The organism is Alteromonas sp. P256, from assembly GCF_036864455.1.
GTDB lineage: Bacteria > Pseudomonadota > Gammaproteobacteria > Enterobacterales > Alteromonadaceae > Alteromonas.
The window spans coordinates 554415-577676 of sequence record NZ_JAZETM010000001.1; the positions used below are offsets into that span (position 1 = coordinate 554415).

25 protein-coding genes are annotated in these 23262 nt (G+C 45.6%); 7 read left to right on the forward strand and 18 right to left on the reverse strand.

All coding sequences use genetic code 11. The features are described from left to right. Nucleotides 1-16: 16 nt before the first annotated feature. From hpf to mgtE, 5 genes are all read left to right on the forward strand, one after another. Nucleotides 17-304 carry a ribosome hibernation promoting factor gene (gene hpf / locus V7R39_RS02425; RefSeq protein ID WP_032096336.1) on the forward strand — a complete coding sequence of 96 codons (288 nt, stop codon included), beginning with the start codon at nucleotides 17-19 and terminating at the stop codon, nucleotides 302-304. Nucleotides 305-317: 13 nt separating this feature from the next. Next, complete coding sequence (ptsN, locus tag V7R39_RS02430) at nucleotides 318-764, forward strand: PTS IIA-like nitrogen regulatory protein PtsN (RefSeq protein WP_334027787.1); 447 nt, start codon at nucleotides 318-320, stop codon at nucleotides 762-764. Nucleotides 765-824: 60 nt separating this feature from the next. After that, nucleotides 825-1667: an RNase adapter RapZ gene (gene rapZ / locus V7R39_RS02435; RefSeq protein WP_163107415.1), complete on the forward strand. Its 843-nt coding sequence runs from the start codon at nucleotides 825-827 to the stop codon at nucleotides 1665-1667. A gap of 34 nt (nucleotides 1668-1701) precedes the next feature. After that, the gene (locus tag V7R39_RS02440) at nucleotides 1702-1974 is read left to right on the forward strand and encodes an HPr family phosphocarrier protein (protein ID WP_334027790.1); all 273 of its coding nucleotides are present in this window, start codon (nucleotides 1702-1704) and stop codon (nucleotides 1972-1974) included. Between the two features lie 272 nt (nucleotides 1975-2246). Continuing rightward, nucleotides 2247-3605: a magnesium transporter gene (gene mgtE / locus V7R39_RS02445; protein WP_334027792.1), complete on the forward strand. Its 1359-nt coding sequence runs from the start codon at nucleotides 2247-2249 to the stop codon at nucleotides 3603-3605. Between the two features lie 270 nt (nucleotides 3606-3875). Here the strand turns inward: mgtE and V7R39_RS02450 are convergent, their stop codons facing one another. The 7 genes from V7R39_RS02450 to rplM all read right to left on the reverse strand — a co-directional run bounded on the left by V7R39_RS02450 (nucleotide 3876) and on the right by rplM (nucleotide 8951). Beyond that, nucleotides 3876-4352, reverse strand: coding sequence for a ClpXP protease specificity-enhancing factor (locus V7R39_RS02450; protein ID WP_334027794.1), 477 nt, complete (start codon nucleotides 4350-4352; stop codon nucleotides 3876-3878). Continuing rightward, complete coding sequence (gene sspA, locus V7R39_RS02455; protein WP_032096330.1) at nucleotides 4349-4981, reverse strand: stringent starvation protein SspA; 633 nt, start codon at nucleotides 4979-4981, stop codon at nucleotides 4349-4351. Before sspA ends, V7R39_RS02450 begins: the two co-directional genes overlap by 4 nt. 114 nt (nucleotides 4982-5095) lie before the next feature. Beyond that, nucleotides 5096-5830 (reverse strand): cytochrome c1, encoded by a 735-nt coding sequence (locus V7R39_RS02460; RefSeq protein ID WP_334027797.1) that lies wholly within the window; start codon nucleotides 5828-5830, stop codon nucleotides 5096-5098. Then, nucleotides 5827-7092 (reverse strand): cytochrome b, encoded by a 1266-nt coding sequence (locus V7R39_RS02465; RefSeq protein WP_334027799.1) that lies wholly within the window; start codon nucleotides 7090-7092, stop codon nucleotides 5827-5829. Before V7R39_RS02465 ends, V7R39_RS02460 begins: the two co-directional genes overlap by 4 nt. A gap of 4 nt (nucleotides 7093-7096) precedes the next feature. Continuing rightward, nucleotides 7097-7726 carry a ubiquinol-cytochrome c reductase iron-sulfur subunit gene (petA, locus tag V7R39_RS02470; protein ID WP_032096327.1) on the reverse strand — a complete coding sequence of 210 codons (630 nt, stop codon included), beginning with the start codon at nucleotides 7724-7726 and terminating at the stop codon, nucleotides 7097-7099. Between the two features lie 391 nt (nucleotides 7727-8117). Next, nucleotides 8118-8510, reverse strand: coding sequence for a 30S ribosomal protein S9 (gene rpsI / locus V7R39_RS02475; RefSeq protein WP_032096326.1), 393 nt, complete (start codon nucleotides 8508-8510; stop codon nucleotides 8118-8120). A 12-nt stretch (nucleotides 8511-8522) separates the two neighbouring features. After that, nucleotides 8523-8951: a 50S ribosomal protein L13 gene (gene rplM, locus V7R39_RS02480; protein WP_032096325.1), complete on the reverse strand. Its 429-nt coding sequence runs from the start codon at nucleotides 8949-8951 to the stop codon at nucleotides 8523-8525. 336 nt (nucleotides 8952-9287) lie between these two features. Here rplM and V7R39_RS02485 point away from each other — a divergent pair, with 336 nt between their 5' ends. Then, nucleotides 9288-10340: a transporter substrate-binding domain-containing protein gene (locus V7R39_RS02485; RefSeq protein ID WP_334027801.1), complete on the forward strand. Its 1053-nt coding sequence runs from the start codon at nucleotides 9288-9290 to the stop codon at nucleotides 10338-10340. A gap of 74 nt (nucleotides 10341-10414) precedes the next feature. Next, nucleotides 10415-11581: a hydroxymethylglutaryl-CoA reductase gene (locus tag V7R39_RS02490; protein ID WP_334027803.1), complete on the forward strand. Its 1167-nt coding sequence runs from the start codon at nucleotides 10415-10417 to the stop codon at nucleotides 11579-11581. Here V7R39_RS02490 and V7R39_RS02495 read toward each other — a convergent pair. From V7R39_RS02495 to xerD, 11 genes are all read right to left on the reverse strand, one after another. Beyond that, nucleotides 11578-11970, reverse strand: coding sequence for a YbaN family protein (locus tag V7R39_RS02495; RefSeq protein WP_334027805.1), 393 nt, complete (start codon nucleotides 11968-11970; stop codon nucleotides 11578-11580). The two genes, V7R39_RS02490 and V7R39_RS02495, sit on opposite strands and share 4 nt — an antisense overlap. A 145-nt stretch (nucleotides 11971-12115) precedes the next feature. After that, entirely contained in the window at nucleotides 12116-12997 is an 882-nt protein-coding gene (mazG, locus tag V7R39_RS02500; RefSeq protein WP_334027807.1) for a nucleoside triphosphate pyrophosphohydrolase, read from the reverse strand. Then, entirely contained in the window at nucleotides 12975-15158 is a 2184-nt protein-coding gene (relA, locus tag V7R39_RS02505; RefSeq protein ID WP_334027809.1) for a GTP diphosphokinase, read from the reverse strand. Before relA ends, mazG begins: the two co-directional genes overlap by 23 nt. Nucleotides 15159-15179: 21 nt before the next feature. Beyond that, nucleotides 15180-16664: a 23S rRNA (uracil(1939)-C(5))-methyltransferase RlmD gene (gene rlmD / locus V7R39_RS02510; protein WP_334027811.1), complete on the reverse strand. Its 1485-nt coding sequence runs from the start codon at nucleotides 16662-16664 to the stop codon at nucleotides 15180-15182. A gap of 26 nt (nucleotides 16665-16690) precedes the next feature. Next, nucleotides 16691-17071, reverse strand: a complete 381-nt coding sequence (acpS, locus tag V7R39_RS02515) for a holo-ACP synthase (RefSeq protein ID WP_287009990.1) — start codon at nucleotides 17069-17071, stop codon at nucleotides 16691-16693. A 106-nt stretch (nucleotides 17072-17177) separates the two neighbouring features. Then, complete coding sequence (pdxJ, locus tag V7R39_RS02520; protein WP_334027814.1) at nucleotides 17178-17915, reverse strand: pyridoxine 5'-phosphate synthase; 738 nt, start codon at nucleotides 17913-17915, stop codon at nucleotides 17178-17180. Nucleotides 17916-18039: 124 nt separating this feature from the next. Further along, nucleotides 18040-18750 carry a DNA repair protein RecO gene (gene recO, locus V7R39_RS02525; protein WP_287009992.1) on the reverse strand — a complete coding sequence of 237 codons (711 nt, stop codon included), beginning with the start codon at nucleotides 18748-18750 and terminating at the stop codon, nucleotides 18040-18042. Nucleotides 18751-18921: 171 nt separating this feature from the next. After that, nucleotides 18922-19203, reverse strand: coding sequence for a hypothetical protein (locus tag V7R39_RS02530; RefSeq protein ID WP_334027817.1), 282 nt, complete (start codon nucleotides 19201-19203; stop codon nucleotides 18922-18924). Between the two features lie 81 nt (nucleotides 19204-19284). Further along, complete coding sequence (recJ, locus tag V7R39_RS02535) at nucleotides 19285-21006, reverse strand: single-stranded-DNA-specific exonuclease RecJ (RefSeq protein ID WP_334027819.1); 1722 nt, start codon at nucleotides 21004-21006, stop codon at nucleotides 19285-19287. Nucleotides 21007-21307: 301 nt separating this feature from the next. Further along, nucleotides 21308-22012, reverse strand: coding sequence for a bifunctional protein-disulfide isomerase/oxidoreductase DsbC (dsbC, locus tag V7R39_RS02540; RefSeq protein WP_438823504.1), 705 nt, complete (start codon nucleotides 22010-22012; stop codon nucleotides 21308-21310). A gap of 261 nt (nucleotides 22013-22273) precedes the next feature. Next, nucleotides 22274-23200 (reverse strand): site-specific tyrosine recombinase XerD, encoded by a 927-nt coding sequence (xerD, locus tag V7R39_RS02545; RefSeq protein WP_334027821.1) that lies wholly within the window; start codon nucleotides 23198-23200, stop codon nucleotides 22274-22276. Nucleotides 23201-23262 lie beyond the last annotated feature (62 nt).

Below are 23262 nucleotides of genomic sequence, written 5' to 3' on the forward strand. Positions count from 1 at the left end.
AAAAGGAAGACGAAATATGCAAATCAACCTAACTGGTCATCATGTGGAAATCACCGATTCTTTGCGTAATTATGTCGATACGAAGTTTAGTAAACTTGAGCGTCACTTTGATCACATTTCTAATGTGCATGTCATCCTGAACGTAGAAAAAATAAATCAAAAAGCAGAAGCTACGATGCACTTAAGTGGTGCCGAAGTATTTGCATCCTCAGAAAATACCGATATGTATGCAGCGATTGACAGCATGGTCGATAAACTCGACAGGCAGGTGATCAAGCATAAGGAAAAACTGAAAAAGCATTAATAGATAATTAAGTATGGATATTAAAGCCATCGTAAGCCTGGACCGCACCGAGTGTGCGGTTCAGTGCAATAGCAAGAAGCGAATATTAGAGATCATTTCCGATATTGCTGCCCAAGACAATACCGACATTGACCAAGTCACCGTGTTGAATAGTCTTCTATCTAGAGAGCGGATGGGCAGTACAGGAATAGGTAACGGTATAGCGCTCCCTCATGGTCGTTTAGCGGGTTTAGAACACGTTATGGCCATTATTGTAACCTGCATTCCAGCGATTAATTTTGACGCTCTCGATGAAAAGCCTGTCGATATATTTTTTGCACTGCTAGTGCCTGAAGAACAGACAGAGGGACATTTACAAACCTTAGCGACAGTGGCTGGTAAGCTGAGCGACAAAGACACTGTCAAAGCAATACGAAGAGCCAAAACCAACGAAGATATTTTTTCAGCACTTGGCATCTAAAGACAGTTTCAAAAGATACATTGACGTTTTCGTCATTTTTTTGTTTAGGGAGAAATATCGGTGAAGCTGATCATTATCAGTGGTCGTTCAGGCTCAGGAAAGTCGGTGGCATTAAGAGCACTGGAAGATTTGGGCTACTATTGTGTCGATAACATTCCCGTCAATTTGCTACCAACGCTCACCCATACTGTTGTGGATGAATACGATCAGGTAGCGGTGAGTATCGACGTACGCAATTTACCAAAGAATCCCAACGATTTGGTAGAAATATTAGACTACCTTCCCTCATCTTGGTCGATGACGATTGTTTACATTGACGCCAGTGACGACGTGTTAGTAAAGCGCTTTAGCGAAACTAGACGTTTACACCCTCTAGCAAAATTGAATAAATCGCTCTCTGAGGCCATAAAGGCAGAATCAACGTTGCTTGGGCCTATTGTTGAGCGTGCTGACCTCTACTTAGACACCGATAAGCTTACTATACATCAGCTGGCCGAAATTATTCGCGAGCGGATTTTAGGTAAAAAGAGTTCTCGGTTAGTGTTGGTGTTTGAATCTTTTGGCTTTAAGCATGGTATACCGAAAGACGCCGACTATGTATTTGATGCTCGTTTCTTACCGAACCCTCACTGGGAGCCTGATTTGCGGCATTTGACGGGTTTAGATGCACCTGTAGAAGTATTTCTTGGCTCACAACCTGTGGTAACTAAATTTGTATGGCAAATCCAAAACTTAATGACCACATGGCTGCCTCATCTCGAGCGAAATAATAGAAGCTATGTCACGGTAGCCATTGGCTGTACGGGTGGTCAGCATCGGTCTGTCTATATTGCGCAGACGTTGTCAAAAACATTCGGTGAAATTCATCCGGATGTGCAGATTCGTCACAGAGAGCTAAATTAATCACTCGCAATCATAAAAAAGAGCGTAAATACTAGTGACCATTGAGAAAACACTCACCATCGTCAATAAACTTGGCCTTCACGCAAGAGCGGCAACCCAACTGGTGCAGCTAGCTAATCAATTTGATGCCAAAATAATTCTTGAAAAAGGCGATAAACAGGCCGACGCGAACAGTGTACTTGGATTGATGATGCTTGAAAGCCATCAGGGTGAGCAAGTTAACGTGATTGTTGAAGGCGATGATGCAGAGGACGCCTTAGCCGCTATTGAAACACTCATTGAAGGACGCTTTAACGAAGACGAGTAATCTCGTAGACCTTCCCATAGGCTCCCTCTTTTCTGGCCGCTGGCTAAGCGTTTATATGAGCGCAGATATAAGCGTTTACGTAAAGGCTTATATAACCGATGATATAACTGCCGACACGACAGCCAACACTTAAAAACTCATTCTAAAACAATGTATTTATCATGACACTGCTAGGGTAAATACGCTATTCTATAAGCTCAATCTATTTGGTCATTGTCTACGGCGTGAAATACGCTTTCTTTGGGCACACTCTTGGTTAGGAATTGCTTTTCATGGCAGAAGCTCTCGTTTCTAAATATGTACAAACTCAATTGCGAACGCTCAACAATGCGCTGAGTAACGGCCAGTTTGTGTCGGTTAGAAAGCTCCTTCTTGAACTTCCGCCTTCCGACGTAGCCCACATTTTAGAGTCTAGCCCTAGCCGCACTCGTGACGAGCTATGGGAGTTGATTGACGGCGACTTTCACGGCGATATTTTAGAGGAACTGTCCGACGATGTTCGTAACGGCATAATTACTAAAATGCTGCCTGCAAATGTGGTGGACGCGCTTGAAGAAATGGACACCGATGACCTGGCAGAGACCCTAAGCAGCCTGCCAGAAACGGTCCTCCTCGACATCCTAGACTCCATGGATGCACAAGACCGGTTGCGCGCCGAACAAGCACTATCTTATGGTGAAGAAACTGCCGGCTTCATCATGAATACCGACACTATCACCCTGCGTCCCGACGTTACTATTGATGTGGTATTGCGTTATATCCGCCTCAAGGGCGAGCTCCCAGAAAACACCGATACCTTTTATGTGGTCAATCGCACCGATAACCTCGTGGGTATCGTACCAGTAACACGGCTTCTAACCGCAGACACTAGCGACAAAGTCGCTGATGTGATGGATGAAGAGTCAGAAGCTATTCCGGTTAACATGCCAGACGATGAAGTAGCGAGCCTATTTGAACGCTATAACTGGCTCTCGGCACCTGTTGTTGATGAAAATAATCGCCTCGTCGGGCGAATTACTATTGATGACGTGGTTGATATTATTCGCGAAGACGCCGAACACTCCATGATGAGTATGGCGGGTCTAGACGACGATGAAGATACGTTTGCCCCTGTTATGCAAAGTACCAAGAGACGTTCAGTGTGGCTAGCGGTGAACCTAGCCACGGCATTGATGGCAGCAATGGTGAGCGACTTATTTGAAGCCACATTAAGCGCTTTAGCTGTACTCGCTATTTTAAACACCATTGTACCAAGCATGGGTGGTGTGGCAGGTAACCAAACCCTGACTCTTGTTATACGCGGTATGGCGCTGGGCCATGTCAATGCAAACAACTCCCGCTGGCTGATTAGTAAAGAGATTGCCATTGGTGTACTAAACGGCGTCATTTGGGCGGTATTAATAGCCTCTGTCATCGCACTGTGGAAACAAGACTATATGCTGGGCGTCATCATTGCATTTGCGATGCTTGTTAACATGATTGCGGCTGCATTAGCCGGCGCAACGCTGCCTATGATAATGAAGCGGCTAAAGATAGACCCTGCACTAGCGGGAAGTGTCATTTTAACCACCATTACAGACGTGGTGGGTATTTTTGCATTCCTAGGCACCGCCACATTGTTTTTGGTATAGCGGCAAAGACTAATTAGACATACCCCATTGATATCTGCCACGCATCATTAGGCGCTTAGTTTAACCGTGGTTACATAGATGCGACTGTGTTCGGCAAGATAACTTTACTATCTAAAAAGTAGCGGTGGTTGTCTAATACGTTTAACAGCCATCACCTTTAACAGCCATCTCCTTTCAAAAAACCGTCTAAAATAAAAAAACCGCAGTATTTTACAATACTGCGGCTTTTGAATAATTCGATCTATAACCTAGTTGATAATTACGCTTGAGCTACTTAATGACCTTCAGCGTAGGCTTACCCTTTTTAGGCGGTACGGGCGCATCGCTTGAGGCAGGAGCATCAGCATCTTCTATAGATGTTGGTCCTGTTTGTTCTGGCTCACTTGAGATAGGCTCTGCTGGCTCAATAGCATCAGAACGTGCTACGTCTTCCTCTGTGGCAAACACAGTACCAGCACCATTCTCGCGAGCGTATATAGCAATTACCGCTTCGCAGGGCATGCTTAAACGACGAGGTTGGCCTCCAAAACGCGCTTGAAAAGACAAACCGTTTATATCCAGGTTAAAACCCACGCAGGCACTCGGTGATACATTAAGTACAATCTGGCCGTCTTTAACAAATTCTTGCGGAACTTCCACCAATTCATTTGTTGCATCAACAACAACGTATGGCGTCATATCGTTATCCACTATCCATTCATAAAAAGCCCTAAGTAGATAGGGCTGGTTTGACGTCATAGATGTCATAATGGGTTATGGATCTCGCGCTCTTGGTCAGTCAAAGATGCCTTGAACGAACTGCGAGAGAAAATACGGTTCATGTAAGTACTGATTTCTTTGCTTCCTGTTCCACTAAGCTCGATGCCTAATGCAGGTAAACGCCATAATAGCGGCGCAAGATAGCAATCCACCAAGCTGAACTCTTCACTCATAAAGTAAGGCATTTCAGCAAAAACAGGTGCTAAAGATAGAATAGCTTCACGAAGTTCATTACGTGATGACTCAACATCGCCTTCACCGCGGAAAATGCGTGCAGCAAGTGAATACCAATCTTGCTCGATGCGGTGCATCATTAGACGGCTTGTACCACGAGATACTGGGTATACCGGCATCAATGGTGGGTGCGGGAAGCGCTCATCAAGGTATTCCATGATGATGTGAGACTTATAAAGTACGAGTTCACGATCAACAAGAGTGGGTACCGTACCGTATGGGTTTAACTCCAACAGATCTTCAGATAAGTTACTAGGATCTGTGTAGCTGATTTCAACACCCACACCTTTTTCTGCCAACACAATACGAACCTGGTGGCTATAAATATCAATTGTGTCAGAGAACAACGTCATGATAGAACGTTTATTCGCGGCTACGGCCATTCAATTTCCTCCGTCGAGAAACAAGTTAAAGCTCACTGTTACAATGAGCGAATTACAAATGCCAAAAAAGGGGGCGAGAAGCCCCCTTTCGGTATTATACATAAATCTGTGCGATTAGTGCACTTCTCGCCAGTAATCTTTCTTGAGCAAGTAAACAAACACAAACAATACGGCAATAAAGATAAGTACCCATTTACCGATTTTGTGAGACTCAAGTTTAGCTGGCTCACCCGTGTACTCCAAAAAGTTCACGATGTCGGCAACGGCTTGGTCGTATTCGTCCGGAGACATTGAACCCGTCCCGTCAGATTTGATACCCACATAGCGCTTAACCATCTCGCCATCTACCATTTGCTCTTCATAGGTACGCGTTGGCGTGCCTTGAAGAGGTTGTAGTACATGCGGCATACCCACTTCTGGGAACACGGTGTTGTTAACACCAAACGGTCTGCTTTCGTCCACATAGAACGCGCGCAGATAGGTGTATATCCAATCTGTACCACGAACACGAGCTACTAGCGTAAGATCAGGTGGCGCAGCACCGAACCACTGTGCTGCGGCATCTTCAGGCATAGCACGTGTCATGTAATCAGACACTTTATCGCCCGTAAACTGCAGATACTCTTCGCCTAGTTCGTCTGGGATACCCAAATCGGTAAATGAACGCTGGTAGCGTTGATACTTCATTGAGTGACAGCCTGAGCAGAAGTTCATGAACAACTGCGCACCGCGTTGTAGTGACGCCTTATCTGACAAGTCAATCGGCGCTTCGTCTAGATGCACGTTCCCGCCTGCCGCCATCGCGACGCCAGGTAGAAAGAATGCTAAAAAGCACATCATTTTTTTCATTTAGGAATCCTCTCTGGCACAGGTTTAGTATTTTCGTTTTTGCTGTACAAGAACAATGCAATAAAGAAACCAAAGTACATGATTGTAGCAACCTGTGACGCAATGATTTTCCAGTTCTCTTGTGGCGTACCACCTAGGTAACCCAGGAAGATAAACACAATCGCGAACACGACAAGGTTCACTTTGTGTAAACCACAACGATAGCGCCATGATTTAACGCGACCACGGTCTACCCATGGCATTGCGAACAATGCAGCTATAGCGCCAAACATAGCTAGTACACCAAACAGCTTGTCAGGTACCGCTTTCAAAATTGCATAGAATGGCGTGAAGTACCACACTGGGAATATATGCTCTGGCGTTTTCAGAGGATTAGCAATTTCAAAGTTAGGATGTTCAAGGAACTTACCGCCCATTTCAGGCGCAAAGAACAATACGTAAGTAAATAACGCCAAGAATACACAGAACGCCACCAAGTCTTTCAACACAATGTGTGGGAAGAACGGTAGAACGTCGTCAGCAATATCGTACTTGCTAGTATAGTACTCGTGAATTTTGTACTTCGTTTTCTCTGACTCTGGCAGAGAGCCTTTCTTGTGCTTAATGGCTACGCCATCCGGGTTATTAGAACCCACTTCGTGAAGCGCAATAATGTGCAAGAATACAAGTATTACAATCACTAACGGCAATGCAATAACGTGCAAGGCGAAGAATCGGTTTAGCGTGGCGCCGGAAATAACATAGTCGCCCTGTAACCAAATAACGAGGTCAGGACCCACTACCGGAATGGCACCGAATAACGAAACGATTACCTGAGCACCCCAGTAAGACATTTGTCCCCAAGGAAGTACATATCCCATGAAGGCTTCAGCCATCAGCGCAAGATAGATAAACATACCAAACACCCACAGTAGCTCACGTGGCTTTTGATACGAACCGTATATCATTCCGCGGAACATGTGCATGTATACAACAATAAAGAACGCTGACGCGCCTGTACTGTGCATATAACGGATTATCCATCCGTAATCGATTTCTCGCATGATGTATTCAACAGAAGCGAAAGCGCCCTCTGCTGAAGGTACAAAGTTCATGGTTAGCCAAATACCAGTAATTATTTGGTTGACCAGAACGATAGTTGCTAAAAACCCAAACACATACCAAAAGTTCATGTTTTTTGGCGCTGGGTATTGAATAGCGTGCATATTTGCAACGCGCCCCACTGGGAGACGGTCTTCAATCCAACCTAGAAAAGCGTTCATATATTTAAGCCTCCGCTTCTGAACCAATGATGATGTTTGTATCATCAACGAACTGATAAGGCGGCACGACTAGGTTTAATGGAGCAGGTACGTTTTGAAATACGCGTCCTGCCATATCAAACTTAGAACCGTGGCACGGGCAGAAGAAACCTTCAGGAACACCTTCAACGTATTCTTCAAACGCACCGTCTTTTAGATGCTGTGGAGAGCACCCAAGGTGAGTACAAATACCCACTAAGATTAAGTATTCTTCTTTCATGGAGCGGAAGCGGTTTTGCGCAAAAGTAGGTTGCTGCTCGGCTTCTGAATTTGGATCTTTAAGCTGATCTTCGTGCCCGCCCAGTGCCTCTAAAAGCTCAGGGGTACGACGCACAATCCACACGGGCTTGCTTCGCCACATTACACGCACTAACTGTCCAGGCTCAATCCCGCTGATATCAACTTCAACGTCAGCACCGGCCGCTTTCGCTTTGGCACTTGGATTCCAGGACGCAATAAAAGGCACTGCAGCACCAACGACACCTACACCGCCAACTACCGACGTGGCAACGGTCAAAAACCGACGACGGGTGTTGTTCTCAGGCTGATTTTCGTTGTGTGCAGACTTTGTTGCATCTACAGATACATTGCTCATCCACATTTCTCCAGGTTTGGATAATTATGATGCCATCTAAAAAGGCTTATACTGGTTTTATCTCGCCTGTATTACCGCATCATATGGCTTGTCGTAAGAACGAAATAGCAGCAAAAGGCGCTGTTTTACGGTTCCACGAAAGTTATCAATTTTTTCGACTGCAAATGATAAAAGAAAAGCCCTTATAAACACAAGGTTTTACTGGTATTTAAGCATAAATTTAATTCATTGAAGCTGGGGGTAAAATCGGTGATAAACGCTTTAAATCAGGGTTTTAGCATGAATAGCACCTAAAAAGCAGGGGAAATTAAACCTTTTTTATTTTGCTCAATATATTACAGGCAATAAAAAACCCGGCAGAGCCGGGTTTTTGCAAAACAAAAAACGTAAATTAACGTTTTGAGAATTGTGGACGCTTACGTGCTTTGTGTAGACCCACTTTCTTACGTTCAACCTGACGTGCGTCACGTGTAACGAAGCCAGCTTTGCGTAGTGCAGGACGTAACGCTTCATCATACTCCATAAGAGCACGAGTGATGCCGTGACGAATTGCGCCAGCTTGACCATTTGAACCACCACCTTTAACAGTGATGTATAGGTCAAACTTTTCTAGCATTTCTACAAGTTCTAGAGGCTGACGAACAACCATGCACTCAGTCTCACGACCGAAATACTGATCTAGAGCGCGTTTGTTTACTTGAATGTTACCTGAGCCTGGACGCAAGAACACACGAGCGGTAGAACTTTTGCGGCGGCCGGTGCCGTAGTATTGAGTATCTGCCATGTCGATTGCCCCTTAGATGTCCAAAACTTGTGGTTGCTGTGCTGCGTGCGAATGTTCTGCACCAGCGTAAACTTTCATTTTACGGAACATTGCGCGGCCTAGAGGACCTTTTGGCAGCATTCCTTTCACTGCTTTCTCAATAACCATTTCTGGTTTGAAAGCTAGCAGCTTTTCAAAGTTAGTTTCTTTCAGACCACCTGGATAGCCACTGTGCGCATAATAGATTTTGTTCAACGCTTTACGGCCAGTAACCGTAATTTTGTCAGCATTGATAACTATAATGTAATCACCAGTGTCCACGTGAGGCGTGTACTCTGGCTTATGCTTACCACGAAGGCGCAATGCGATTTCTGAAGCCAAACGGCCTAGGGTTTTGTCTGTGGCGTCAACCACGTACCAGTCACGTTGTACCGTTTCTGGCTTTGCAACAAAAGTTTTCATTTAAATATCACCCGAATAATATCGTCGTTACTGATTTCTGAACACCAGAAATCACCATAAAATCAACACAAGGACCCCTTCGAGCCGGTCGATTCTTCCACCTTCCCAAAGGTGGGCGTAACTGGGCAGGGCGCGAATTATACAGATTTTATGGCAAATGCGAACCCCTAGAGTGAAAAAATGTACAGTTTTTCTTCTTTAAACGGTGACTTCCATTTCAATATAAGATAACGTTTACCTGCTTTATTTTTGACCAGTTATAGTAATCATAAAAGCAGCCATAAATACAACGACAAAAGCAACTACGAAAATAACTAGAAAAATAACGACGACATTATGAATCGCTCTACAGCATTTATTATTGTAAACCTTTTGGCGTGTGCTATCGCACTATCTGTTGTGTGCTTTCCCGCAAATGCCTTTTATCCTGAGTCGGCTCAAAACGCAGTTAATGGGGCCGCTATTGAAGTAAATAACGAAACGGTTAATGAAACGTCTAACGACTCGCTGGATAAAAAAGACGCTATAGCGGACACCGTTGTACTTGCCAGAGCCTTCGCTAATGATGACTTTGGAAAGTACCAAATAGCAGTATTATCCCGAGCCCTTGAAGTCACTTCAGAGTTCGGCGAGCTAAACATATCCCTTCATCCACAGCCCATGTCTCAAAGCCGGCAAATGCGAAGCTTACTTGAAGGCTCTGCCGATATTATGTGGAGCGTAACGAGCAAGTCTAGAGAGCGCAAACTCACGCCTATACGTTTACCTTTACTGCGTGGATATTCAGGCCATCGCGTCATCGTAGTTAACGCAGAAGAAAAAGCACAGTTCGACGGCATCACCTCACTGAAAAGTTTAAAAGAAAAGCAGTTTGTGCAGGGGGCTGATTGGCCAGATTTGAAAATACTCAAAGCCAACGGATTTGGCGTAGTTAGCGAAGACTGGAGCACGTGGTTTCGTTCTATGTATCTGCTTGTTGAGCGCAATGTGGTAGACGGTTTCCCTCGAAATATTATTGAAATACATAATGACATTCAGCATTTTGACAATAACGCCTTAGCCATAGATAAAAACCACTTGATTACTTACCCCAACTACGAGTATTTCTTTGTCCGCTCTGACAAACAGCAATTGGCCAATAGAGTTCGCCTTGGACTGATAAGACTTATTCAATCGGGAGAATTAGAAGACATTTTCTCTAGTATAGATTCTCACCTACTTGCCAACGAACTGCTTAATGACCCCAAACGCCAAGTCCATGAATTAAAAAACCCGTTCATTCCCGGCCCCCTTGACTATGCAGATTGGGTTAAAACCCCGCATCTTGCGGTTAAAGCCATTGAGCAAGAGATGGGTTACTCCTCTTTAGCTATTGATGTGAATGATTAGTAACTATAAGTGCTTAGCAGTTTCAATTCGGCTATTACGCTCCTACTATAATTAAAACGTAGAAAGGATGGTTTATGGCTAAGATACCCCGTTCTCCAGCACTTGATTACACTCGTGACATGAGCGAAAAACGCAGACAGTTTATCGAAAACGAAACCAATGCATCGCTTACGCATTCGAGTCATTTTTCTCTTGAACCAGAATCTCTGGCCGGAAATATTGAAAACTTTACCGGTGTGGCGCAAGTTCCTATTGGATTTGCAGGCCCCATACTGGTTAACGGCGAAGCTGCTCAAGGTGAATTTTATGTGCCTATGGCGACCACAGAAGGTACGTTAGTCGCAAGCTACAGCAGAGGTATGCGTTTAACTCGGGAAGCAGGCGGCATTAAAACCACAGTAATTGACGACGCTATGCAGCGCGCACCTATGTTTGCTTTTGCTGACGCAAGAGAAGCGCTTGCCTTTGGGAAATGGATTGAGGCTAACTTTGATTTGATTAAAGTGGCGAGCGAAGAAACCACTTCAGTGGGAAAACTCAGAGACATCGAACAATATGCAGTTTCAAAACTGCGCTGGCTGCGCTTTAACTTTACCTGTGGTGACGCAGCCGGTCAAAATATGGTGAGTAAGGCAACAAAGGCAGGATGCGACTGGGTATTAGAGAACTATCCTGGAAACGTTGACCACTTTGTACTTGCTGCCAACTTAGACACAGATAAAAAACACTCTCACCTCAACTCATTACACACTAGAGGTAAGCGAGTTGTTGCTGAAATCACCTTGCCTAAGCAGTTGATGACAGACATCATGCATTGTCCCCCTGAGGCGCTTTTCAAGCAGCGTCAGTATTCCAACATGGGAGCCTTGATGGCCGGCAGTGTTAACAATGGCGCTCATTTTGCCAATGGCATTACCGCGGTATTCATTGCCTGCGGTCAGGATGTGGCGAACGTAGCTGAGTCATCTGCAGGCTTCACCTATGCTGAAATTTTACCAAACGGCGACTATTACTTTTCAGTCACCATACCATCGCTCATCGTTGCGACCTATGGTGGAGGGACCGGCTTAGCAACACAGCAGGAGTGTTTAAATGTTCTGGGCTGTGCAGGAAAAGGAAAGGTGAATAAGCTCGCAGAGATTATTGCGGCGACTGTGCTATGCGGCGATCTATCTCTTGGTTCTGCCGTTGTCGCAAATGAATGGGTGTCTAGTCATGAAAAACTGGGCAGAAACCGCTAAACATTAACGCATTCAGGTCGAGATATGACAAAGTATGCGCCTGCGCTCATAAACACCGCAACGCCAGCATATGCATAAAGCGGCGCGTTGGCGAATATACAAAATATGATGAAGCTAAGCAGCATGCTGCAGCAGGCCACACACTTTGTCCGTTTAGATATTGCGCCATTGTCGCGCCATGCGCGCAAGGTTTCACCGAAACGAGGGTGTTGCAACAACCAGCGCTCAAGCTTAGGCGATGAGCGAGTAAAGCAATAAAGCGCACCAATGAGAAAAACGGTGGTTGGCATAACGGGCAAGAAAGCACCAATGACACCTAAGAGTGTGAATAACGCACCGAGAACGGCGAAAAATGGCTTACCCACTTTTTTAATGATGCGAACGCTCAATGAACTCCCCTTAAGACCGCTGACAGTGACGAATAAAAATAGCAAATCAGTACACTGACGATTCAACAACGGCCAAATTTCGATTTGATAATACTATTAGCGTAGCACGGGTTCGTTATTACAGCGCTGAAATCTAGCTACTTTTTTACAGTTTTTCCTTCGCTTTTACCTTCACCCAGAGCGACTCCATCTCATCTAGCGATAAATCGGTTAATGAGTGATGTTGAGCGTGAGCGAGTTCCTCTACCGCGGTAAAACGCTTTGCAAACTTAAAACTTGCTTTGCGCAGTGCGGTATCCGCGTCTATGTTGCAGTGCCTGGCTAAATTCACCATTGCAAAGAGTGCATCGCCAATCTCTTCTTCAATGGCGTCTTGGTTTCGTGTTGAGGCGTTAAGCTCTTGCTTAATTTCTTCTAACTCTTCTTCAACTTTATCTAACACGGGCAGAGTATCTGGCCAATCAAACCCTACTTTGGCACATTTTTTTTGCAATTTTTGTGCGTACATCAGTGCAGGCATTCCTTTGGGCACACTATCTAAAAGAGGCTCATTGTTTACTCGATGATGCTGGCTGCTGTCAGTGTTGGTCTGTTTTGCTGCTTTTCTCTCTGCTTTTTCTTGGGCCTTAATGGCCTCCCACTGCTGAGATAAAGCGGATTGACTGGTTTTGGCGTCGGTGTTTACGCTGGTTTGCCCCTGAGCGAAGACATGAGGATGGCGACGTACCAGCTTGTCGCTAATGGCTGTTGCCACATCGTCAAAGTCAAACTGCCCGTCTTCTTGTGCAATATGAGCATAAAAGACAATTTGAAACAGCAAGTCACCCAGCTCGTCTCGGATATCGTCTATATCGCCACCAGCGATAGCATCGACAACTTCATACGCCTCTTCAATAGTAAATCGCGTTAGGGACTCCATGGTCTGCTGTTGATCCCACGGGCACCCGCCGTCATCAGAGCGCAGCGCGTTCATAATAGATAAAAGACGCGTTACGCCGGGCAAATTAGCTTTGTTTACGTCTTGCATCAGTGACTCCTTTTAGCTGGCGCAGGCGAGTGATGACTTTGGACAAACTGTCTAGCGTAAGCACTTCAATAGATAGGGTAATTAACGCGGTTTGACGGTTTTTATCACTTAAGCTGTTTACCCCAAGCAGCGGTACATTTTCGTTTGCCAATACGGTAGTGACATCGCGAAGTAGTCCGGTTCTGTCGTGACAATGAATATCCACCGCAGTTTCAAAGCCCACCTTAAGCTCTTGTGACCAGTTAACTTCTATTTGGCGTTCGGGATGTTGAACCAATAAGTTCTGCAATTGGTCACAACTTTCTTTGTGAACACTCACTCCCCTGCCCTGAGTGATATACCCCATAATAGGCTCGCCAGGTACGGGCTTGCAGCAGTTAGCCAACTGACTCATAAGGTGGCCAACACCTTGCACAACGACAGCGTCTTTTTTACCTGTTCCAGCAGCCGTTTTGCGGGTTTTAACTTTAGGGCTAATCTCAGGCTCAACTTGGGGCGGCTCTTGTAAGTGATGAATGAAATTAACAACTTGCATCACTCTAACGTCGCCTGCTCCCACCGCAGTGAAAAGGTCGTCTTTCGTCTGCAGATTAAACTTCTCACACGCCTGTGCCGGGATTTTCAAAGGTAAATGAGCACGATGAAGCTCTCGCTCTAGCAGTTCTTTACCGGCGGCAAGATTCTTTTCTCTGTCTTGTTTTTTAAAGTAAGAATGAATAGTAGCGCGTGCCCGAGAAGAATGGACATACCCCAAACCGGGGTGCATCCAGTCTCTACTTGGGTTCAGCTCTTTTCCTGTGAGCACTTCCACCTGATCGCCACTTTGCAGCAGGTAAGTAAAGGGCACAATCCTGCCATTTATTTTAGCCCCATTGCAGCGATGCCCTACATTGCTGTGTATGTAATAAGCGAAATCTAACGGTGTAGCCCCTTGGGGTAAATCGATAACATCACCTTTTGGTGTGAACACATACACTCTGTCATCGAATACCTGACTTCGGATTTCTTCAACCAAGTCGCCAGACTCTGCCACTTCTTCTTGCCACGCTAAAATACGACGCAGCCAGTTTATTCTCTCATCGTAACCAGACTGTTTACCCGCACTACCCTCTTTGTACTTCCAATGAGCAGCCACCCCTAGCTCGGCATCTTGATGCATCTGCTGTGTGCGTATTTGAATTTCAATAGGCTTGCCTTTGGGGCCAACAACTACGGTGTGAATAGACTGATAACCATTGGGTTTAGGTGTAGCGATATAGTCGTCAAATTCAGTAGGTAAATGTTTATAGTTGGCGTGAACGGTGCCAAGGGCGGCATAACAATCTTGTAGTCTATCGGCAATAATTCTCACCGCACGAATATCAAAAAGCTGCTCAAACGTGAGCCGCTTTTTCTGCATTTTTTTCCAAATACTGAATATGTGTTTTGGTCTTCCGTATACTTCTGCACGGATGTTTTCGGTATTCATTATTCCCTGCAGATCGTCGACTATGGAATCGATGTATTCAGCTCGCTCTTTGCGTTTGCCATCAAGCTGCTTGGCAATTTGCTTATAGGTAACCGGGTGCAGATAGCGAAAGGCTAAGTCTTCGAGTTCCCACTTTAATTGCCCTATACCCAATCGATTCGCTAAAGGTGCATAAATGCTAGCGCACTCTCTGGCCACCATCACTCGGGTTTCTTCATCGGCAACTTTAGCTTGCTGTAACGCGCAAATTCGCTCTGCCATTTTAATAACAACGGCGCGCACATCTTCGACCATGGCCAATAGCATTCTGCGAATACTATCGGTGTGCTGTTCATCTGAAGAGCCTGCGCGTTCTTTGCTATTTAGCCTGCGTGCATGAAGCGACTTGATTGCATCCATTCTGCGTACGCCAACGATAAGCTCTTTTATCTCAGCGCCAAATTCATCACTAATATCTTCTTCATTTAAACCGTGCTGTTCACAATAGGGAAAGACGAGTGCGGCCTGAAGCGTTACGTCGTCCATATTGAGCTGACAGAGAATTTCCACCATCTCTTGACCCACAAGCAGCCGCTCGGGGGCAGCAGACACTGCGCGTAACTTTTCTTTTGTGTGACTATGAAGCCCTAAACTATCTAACCACGCCTCAAAGGGTGGCCTATGCGCTTCGTGTACCTTTCTTGTTGATACCATATCCGTAACTCACTGCGGCTGCTAACGTGTGAAAAGAGCCATCATTTCCATGTGATGGGTATAAGGAAACATTTCCACTGCCCCTGCTTTTTTCATCGAGTATCCTCCCTGAATCAATACATTTGCATCTCTTGTAAAGGTGCTTGGGTTGCAAGAAACGTACACTATTGTACTTGGTTTCGCATTAACTAATGCCTGACAAACCGTTAAGGCACCTTCCCTTGATGGGTCCAGCAAGACTTTGTCAAAGCCGTCATCAAGCGCGTCACTCACGTTTTTATTGTTGCCTAAATCTAAATGCAGCCACTCTACGTTATCTACGCCCTGTTGTTGCGCATTTTCCTTGGCACGCTGCACCATTTCAGCCACCCCCTCCACGGCCTGAACAATCGCGCCGCGCTTTGCAATAGACAGTGTAAAATTGCCTAGACCACTAAACCAATCGGCTATTCGCTCTTGGGGCTTCGGCGCTAACCAAGACAACGCCTGCTCTATCATTTGAGTATTAACGGATTTGTTGACCTGCACAAAATCGTTGGGCGCGGGGCTTAACGTGAACTCATCAAAGCTACTCATCGTCAGTGCGGCCTCAAAGTGCAGTGGGTTAAACCGCCCTTTCTTGTTTTCCAGAACCACGTTTATACGCTCTTGCTTGGCAAACAAAGTGAGCTCACTGTATAGCTCGGGGCTAAGGGCTTTTGTATGTTTAATGGTTACCTGACACACGTTATCGCCAGCAAGCAGACCAATATGGCCTATGAACCTTGTGCTTTCACACCTTAATAGTACTGCCCGCAGCGGTGCGATAAGACGACTTAACTCATCAACAAGTACGGGACAAGAGGTAATATCAACGATGTCGCTACTCGCCTGTGAGCGAAAACCTAGCTTGAGTTTATCCGTCCGTCTTGCGTCTAGTGCTAAACGCGCCTTTCGCCTGTAGGCTGGTTTATTGCCAGCAAGCGGAGCCTGCCATACGCCATCTTCCATCGCCAACTGTCGAACCATCATCGACTTAAGCGCATTGTCTCGCTCTGTTAGGGCATTTTGAGCGTCTATATGTTGAAGCTGACATCCGCCGCATTGGTCAAACACAGGGCAAAATGGCGTTGCTCTCATAGGAGATGGATGGGTTATTGTGGTCGCTTTTGCGTTCACCACATTCTTTTTTGCATGCAAAACGCTGATATCACAGGTTTCACCAGGTAGTGCGCCCTCGACAAAATGCACCGGTGTAGCTCGCGCTATTCCCTGTCCCATCCAATCTAGACTTTCTATGAGAAGTGGAGATTGAGCCTGATTGGTAACTTGATTGGCAGCATGGCTTTCAGAGGAGTCATGTTCAGATGCTACGGCGTTAGAGACTAAAGAGCGAGAGGCATTGGCTTTATCAGAAAAACGCAGGTTGGCTACCTGTGCATTAGCGCTGGTTTTTCGTTTCAATGTTGGGGTACTAAACAGCCCGTTTTGTTTTTTGCCTTTTGCAGGCTTATTGGGGTTTGACAAGGAAAGCTCCGTAAGGAAATTGTATTTTATGCTGATTCAAGAATAACAGTAGCAACAGCATAGTGCTGTTCATCAGAAATGCTAATAACACTGTTGGTTATTCCACGCGCCTCGCAACGCGCCGCGAATTCACCATTAAACGCCAGTGTAGGCGCACCCAGTTCATTGTTTTGAACCTCGACATGCTGCCAGCTTATCCCATTGCCAATACCTGTACCTAACGCTTTTACTGCCGCTTCTTTCGCTGCAAAGCGCTTGGCTAAAAATCGCTGGGGCGTGCGGTGCTGTTCAAACTGCTGCAGTTCGCTGGGGGTTAATACGCGCTTAGCAAGCCTCAGCATTGCTCCCTCGTCTTTACCTAAGCGCACAATTTCGACAATGTCGGTGCCTAATCCTGCTATGGCCACTCAACTTTCCTTTTTCATAAAACCAAATAATAGGTATTAGACGGTGCTAGTGCTTACTACAAGCCACGCGCTCATACTCAGTGAGTACCGCTAGCACCATACCCCATTAAATACCGGCTCTTGCTTCCAACATAAGTTTGCGCATATCGGCAACAGCAGTGTGCAAGCCATCGAAGGCGGCACGGGCAATAATGGCGTGCCCAATATTTAGCTCTATTAGCTGCTTAATGGCGGCAATAGGCTTAACGTTGTGATAGTGCAAACCGTGCCCTGCATTTACTTTAAGGCCCAAGCTATCGGCATACTCAATACCTTCAACCAATCGAGCGAGCTCTACTTCTTGTTGCTGCTCGTTTTCTGCCTCGGCATATTGGCCCGTATGAATTTCGATATAAGGTGCTTTACATGCTACCGCTGCATCAATTTGTGCTTTGTCGGCATCGATAAACAGCGATACCTGAATATTGGCTGCAGCTAGGCGCTCGCAGGCCGCTTTCATAACATCGAGATTACCCGCTACGTCAAGGCCACCTTCTGTAGTAAGCTCTTCGCGTTTTTCAGGCACGAGGCAACAAAATACTGGCTTTACTTCTTCAGCAATAGCCAGCATTTCATCCGTGACTGCCATTTCTAAATTTAGGCGGGTATTGATAGTTTGAGCAAGAATTCTTACGTCTCTATCTTTAATGTGTCGGCGATCTTCACGTAGGTGAACCGTTATCCCATCTGCGCCCGCGCGCTCCGCGATATCTGCTGCATGCACAGGATCTGGGTAGTGTGTACCTCGTGCGTTTCTCAGTGTTGCAATGTGATCAATGTTTACGCCTAACAAAATTGAGCTCATATACCTGCCTAATAAGTGATTATTTACGCTGTGAAGTGTATCAAATTTTTGCTGATAATTAGATTGCTAACGGCTTGTGTTAACAGAAAATAATTTCTGTTCTCAGCTACTAAAACAAATTTCGCTAGCGTTTTGGCGCCATACGGCTAAAAAGCTCTCTGCTTTTTAAGGGTTTGTCGCCAATTAATGGTCGCAGTAAATCACGACAAAGGACTTTCGCCACTCGTTTACTCAGTGGTGTGAACTCACCGTGTGCAAGGTCTAGTAAGGCTTCTCCTGGAAACCCTTTGAGATGCAATGCGTCTTCAGGAATAACCACAAACCCAGCTTCTGCTTGAAAGTTGTACTGGCGAGACGCCTCAACGGGAAGCTCGTATTCTACATCTAAGGTAAAATCGGGAAGTAGCCCCATTTCATCGAGAATGGCAAACTCGAATTGGCGTAGCGTTATCTCTACGTCGCCTTGCTCACTCAATGACGCAAGGGCGTCTTGATAGGCCTCAAAAACCAGGTCGCTTGCTAACCCAATAGGCATGATGCGATTGCAAAGTTCATTGACATACATGGCACAAAATAAGGTTGTACCAGGCAGGATAATAGAAGGAGCGGTACTTTCTACGTGGCGTAAGTTTTTTAATTCCGATTTGCCGCTAAGCTGAAGGCGCAGCGCTTGAAAGGGCTGCAATAAACTTTTCTTGTCTGATTTACTATTTTTAACGCCTTTTGCTACAGCGCTAACCCTACCTTCTTCTAGGGTGAAAAAATCCACAATATAGCTGGTTTCTCGATAAGGACGACGGTGCAGTACGTACGCAGTTAACCATTCATTATTCATTATATTTCGCTCAACCGTAACGTCTTCAACGTGTCTACGTTAGTCTGTCCCCAAGCCCTTATATTGCCCTTAAATGGGCGTTATATGACTTTTATCAGGCTCTTTTCTGGCCTGTGTTTCACCTGAATTAACTGTGTAATTCATTTAATTCACTTAACCAGCCTAACCAAATTAACTACGCTTTACCCGAACCACTTTCATGATTTCAAATTCAATACCGGCAACCTCTTCAACGTGTCGATAGTAGGTTAGATTTACCCTAGCACCTGTGAGGGATTTATAATTGTGCTTGCGCCGATAAATAAAGGGCACATCAATGCCTTCTAACATAATAGTGTGCCGAATCCAGTCGCCGTCTTTCTCTTCCCGTTGAACGTGAGAGACCACTTTGGCGTTGTCCGTTTGATTAAGCTTGCTATGCTTTTCTACAAGCTTTTCTCTTTCGCTTTTCACCTTTTTCAACCTTTTATGCTTTGCTAATACAAGCTTTGCGCTGCTGGCCACAGACTGCGCAACAAACACTGCCGTTTGCTGCTATGCAGCATCAATCTGCTCAACAATAAGCTGCACAGACTCTTGGCCGCGAAACACGTTAATATCGAGTCTATAGGCAATATGCACATTTTTCACCATGGCATTAGGCCACGTTTTTAAATCAACATTAAACGCAATGGCGTCGATTTCCGTGCCCTCTTTTGACTTAACAACCATTTTAAGGTGTTTTTGCCCTACCAGTCGCTGGTCGACCAACTGAAATTCACCATCAAAAAGCGGCGACTCAAAGCCCTGCCCGAAGGGTCCTGCTTGGCGCAGCATATGAGCGAATGGCAATGATAGCTCCTCTGATCCCAAGTCTCCGTCGGATAATAGCGCATGCGCAGTGTCGAGTTTGTCCATATGAGCCTGCGTGATGTCCACAAAAGCTTGTTCAAATTCAGCGAGCTTAGCTACGGGCAAACTTAACCCTGCCGCCATCGCGTGGCCGCCAAACTTATCAATAACATTGGGGTAACGGGTGTTTACTTCATCAAGCACGTCTCGAATATGCACCCCCGGGATAGAGCGAGCCGAGCCTTTAATCACCTCTTCATCTTGATGAGCAAAGGCAATAACAGGTTTTAAATACTTTTCTTTCAATCGCCCTGCCACAATGCCAATAACACCCTGGTGGAAGTCTGCGCGATATACAACCAGCGCTGCAGGCATATCGCCTTCATCAATTGACATTTTTTCTAGTGCTTCTTCAGCCTGCGCCTTCATGCCAGTCTCTATTTCTCGACGCTCTTTATTTAATGCGTCAAGTTCAGCGGCAATCATTCTTGCTTGAATCTTATCGTCTTCTAGCAAGCAGGCAATGCCTTGCGACATGTCGTCTAAGCGCCCAGCAGCATTTAAACGTGGCCCAACAACAAATCCTAAGTCGGTAGACGTCAGATGTGAACACTCTCTATTAGCAACTTCCACCAGCGCTTTTATACCCGGTCGACATTTACCGGCCCGTATGCGCTGCAAGCCTTGGTGAACCAGAATTCGATTATTCTTATCGAGAACCACCACATCGGCCACCGTGCCTACGGCAACAATATCAAGTAGTGTGGCTAAGTTTGGTGGCACTACACCGCTGCGCTCAAAGTAACCGCGTTGCTGTAGCTCAGCCTTAATGGCCAGCATAATGTAAAAAGAGACGCCAACACCGGCCAAATTTTTTGATGGGAAGGTACAGCCAGGTTGGTTCGGGTTAACAATGGCATCGGCAGGCGGAAGTGTGTCGCCAGGCAAATGGTGATCGGTAACGATGACCTCTAAGCCTTTTTCTTTGGCATGGGTGACACCGTCGATACAGGAAATACCATTATCTACGGTAACAATAACGTCGGCATCGCGCTCTATAGCCACATCAACGATAGGTACACTCAAGCCATAACCAAAGTCAAAGCGGTTGGGGACCAAATAATCGATATTGTTAAAGCCCATTAACCCCATTGATAGCAAGCATACGGCGATGCTGGTTGCCCCATCGGCATCGAAGTCTCCAACAATAATAATACGCTTATTCTGCTCTACTGCATCAGCAAGCAGCGCAGCTCCAGCTTCTATTCCTTTTAGCGCTTTGTAATGGGTAAGCCCCTTGAGGCTATTTTCAAGTTCATCGGTATGACTGACTTGCCTGCCTCTATAAATTCTATCGATAACAGGGTGTAACTGTGAACTAAGCATAACCGGGCTTAACTCTCGGCGCACAATAGGCAATATCATGAGGTACCACTAAGTATTGAAGAGTTGTTTCGAGGTATTGATTCTATCGCAGAGGTAGAAAGGGGTACAGTGATTCAATAAAACCTTTGTGCGTTGCATTTTACATTTAAAGTGGACTCACTTCGCAGCATAAATTTAAAAACACGTGATGAAGAACTGACGTCGGGGCATTAAAAATCTGAGGCTCTAAAAAGAAATTAGAGAACTGAACGATAAAAGAGCGGGAACGATTCCCACTCTTTCTTTGTTTTTTACGAGCATTGCTTTTTTTACGAGCTCAGCTTGTTGACAAGCTTTTATATTATCCCGCTTGCTCTAAAGCGCTGACAATAAGTGAAGCAGGTTGGTAACCAGGAATAAGCGAGCCATCTGGTAAAATAATGTTAGGGGTGCCGTTTACACCCAGTTTCTGACCAAGCTTATATTGCTCAGCCACTTTGTTTTTACAGGTAGCCGATGCAACATTGTCGCCGGCTTTTGCATTGGTTAGGGCTTGCTGGGGATTCTTAGCACACCATACCGACACCATGTCATCATAATTTTCGCTATTTAGCCCGGCGCGAGGAAATGCTAAATAATTTACCGTAATACCGTTGTCGTTTAACTCGCCAATTTCATTGTGAAGCTTGCGGCAGTAACCACAGGTGATATCGGTAAATACTGATATCACGTGCTTCTCATTTTTGGCTTTAAATGTGATAGACGACGCTTCCATTTCTTCTACGCCCTTAAGTCTTAGCGACGTCATTGCTACCTCGGTCTCATCTCGCATCCCTTCATCGATATTGAGCACGCGAGCTTGAATAAGAAACTGACCATCATCGCTGATATAGAAAAAGCCTCTGTCTGTAGAAACTTGAACTAAACCAGGAACAGGGGAATCGGCAATTGAATCTACGGTTAAGCCTAATACTGAGCTAAGTTTCTGCTTAATTGCGGCGTCATCGGCAGCCTGAGTAACACTACTCATTATGACAGCTGCAACAGCGATGGCGTTAATTGCGATGTTTTTTACTACTTTCACTTTAGACTTCTCCAATTGGACTCACATGGCCGCGGATGATGGTTGACGGTGACGCAGTTTATGCGGCACGTCGCAACGACGCATTATAAAAATGTGGTTCTGACCCCATTTACTTTTTTAATCGTACCACAGGCGCTTGGAATTGAGGTAGGTGGAAGCATCCGTTTATCGCGACTTTTGCCTGTTCCACAGCTTTCGGTACGAGTCACCCTTTAGCTAACCTGTCTCACTCTCTATGCACTGCTACCCTCTCGGGTGATGGCTGTGAATGAGCGTTTGCAGTCGTTCGGTGGCAACGTGGGTGTATATCTGCGTTGTCGATAAATCGCTGTGCCCTAATAACATTTGTACCACTCTTAAATCAGCGCCGTGATTTAAAAGGTGAGTAGCAAAAGCATGTCTTAATGTGTGGGGAGACAAATGCTGCTCTATTCCCGCTTTAACCGCATAATATTTAATACGATGCCAAAAGGTCTGACGGGTCATTTGCTGCCCTCGGCGACTTAAAAACACCACGTCAGATTGCTTAGTAGCCAGCATGGGCCTTGCCGTTTTAATGTACACTAAAAGCCACTCGATGGCCTCTTCGCCAAGGGGCACTAAGCGCTCCTTATCGCCTTTACCGACTACGCGAACCACGCCTTGCTGCAAACTTATCTGATCCATAGTCAGCCCAGTTAGCTCACTCACTCGAAGGCCCGTGGCATACAGCACTTCAAGCATACTCTTATCTCGACACTCGATAGGATCGTCAGTGAGCGGCGCAGCCAATAGGTCTTCCACTTGCTGTTCACTAAGTGAAGTCGGCAATGATTTGGGCGTTTTAGGGTTAGAAAGGGTCGACACTGGGCTGTCTACGCGAACCTGTTTAGCAATCAAAAAGACATAGAACGACCTAATAGCGCTTAACGCCCGCTGAGTACTTCGACTCGATAGGCCCTGTTCGTAGCGGTAGGCTAAATAGTCTTGAAGCTGCTCATTAGTGACAACAGCAAGGTCTTTTATTCCCTCGTTGTTAAAGTAAATCGCGAGTTTTTTTAAGTCGGTTCGGTAACTTTGCTGGGTATGCTCAGATAGTCCTTTCTCTAGCCACAGCATCTCAATAAAATTATCAATGTGCGCTTGGCTAGCCCCAGGCACATAGGTTAACTGTCTTGTTGTCTGTGTCATGGAAATATCACAATAGCGTTAGCATTTGAAAACCTTAAATAAAGCCCATCAAAAGCGCCGTT

Coding starts and splice junctions, on each gene's coding strand:
- rplM (WP_032096325.1), bottom strand. CDS start 8,951: ATGAAAACTTTTGTTGCAAAGCCAGAAACGGTACAACGTGACTGGTAC.
- V7R39_RS02460 (WP_334027797.1), bottom strand. CDS start 5,830: ATGAAAAAAATGATGTGCTTTTTAGCATTCTTTCTACCTGGCGTCGCG.
- V7R39_RS02485 (WP_334027801.1), top strand. CDS start 9,288: ATGAATCGCTCTACAGCATTTATTATTGTAAACCTTTTGGCGTGTGCT.
- V7R39_RS02450 (WP_334027794.1), bottom strand. CDS start 4,352: ATGACATCTATGACGTCAAACCAGCCCTATCTACTTAGGGCTTTTTAT.
- recO (WP_287009992.1), bottom strand. CDS start 18,750: ATGAATAATGAATGGTTAACTGCGTACGTACTGCACCGTCGTCCTTAT.
- rpsI (WP_032096326.1), bottom strand. CDS start 8,510: ATGGCAGATACTCAATACTACGGCACCGGCCGCCGCAAAAGTTCTACC.
- mazG (WP_334027807.1), bottom strand. CDS start 12,997: ATGCAAGACGTAAACAAAGCTAATTTGCCCGGCGTAACGCGTCTTTTA.
- relA (WP_334027809.1), bottom strand. CDS start 15,158: ATGGTATCAACAAGAAAGGTACACGAAGCGCATAGGCCACCCTTTGAG.
- sspA (WP_032096330.1), bottom strand. CDS start 4,981: ATGGCCGTAGCCGCGAATAAACGTTCTATCATGACGTTGTTCTCTGAC.
- pdxJ (WP_334027814.1), bottom strand. CDS start 17,915: ATGAGCTCAATTTTGTTAGGCGTAAACATTGATCACATTGCAACACTG.
- ptsN (WP_334027787.1), top strand. CDS start 318: ATGGATATTAAAGCCATCGTAAGCCTGGACCGCACCGAGTGTGCGGTT.
- petA (WP_032096327.1), bottom strand. CDS start 7,726: ATGAGCAATGTATCTGTAGATGCAACAAAGTCTGCACACAACGAAAAT.
- hpf (WP_032096336.1), top strand. CDS start 17: ATGCAAATCAACCTAACTGGTCATCATGTGGAAATCACCGATTCTTTG.
- mgtE (WP_334027792.1), top strand. CDS start 2,247: ATGGCAGAAGCTCTCGTTTCTAAATATGTACAAACTCAATTGCGAACG.
- recJ (WP_334027819.1), bottom strand. CDS start 21,006: ATGATATTGCCTATTGTGCGCCGAGAGTTAAGCCCGGTTATGCTTAGT.
- V7R39_RS02490 (WP_334027803.1), top strand. CDS start 10,415: ATGGCTAAGATACCCCGTTCTCCAGCACTTGATTACACTCGTGACATG.
- V7R39_RS02465 (WP_334027799.1), bottom strand. CDS start 7,092: ATGAACGCTTTTCTAGGTTGGATTGAAGACCGTCTCCCAGTGGGGCGC.
- xerD (WP_334027821.1), bottom strand. CDS start 23,200: ATGACACAGACAACAAGACAGTTAACCTATGTGCCTGGGGCTAGCCAA.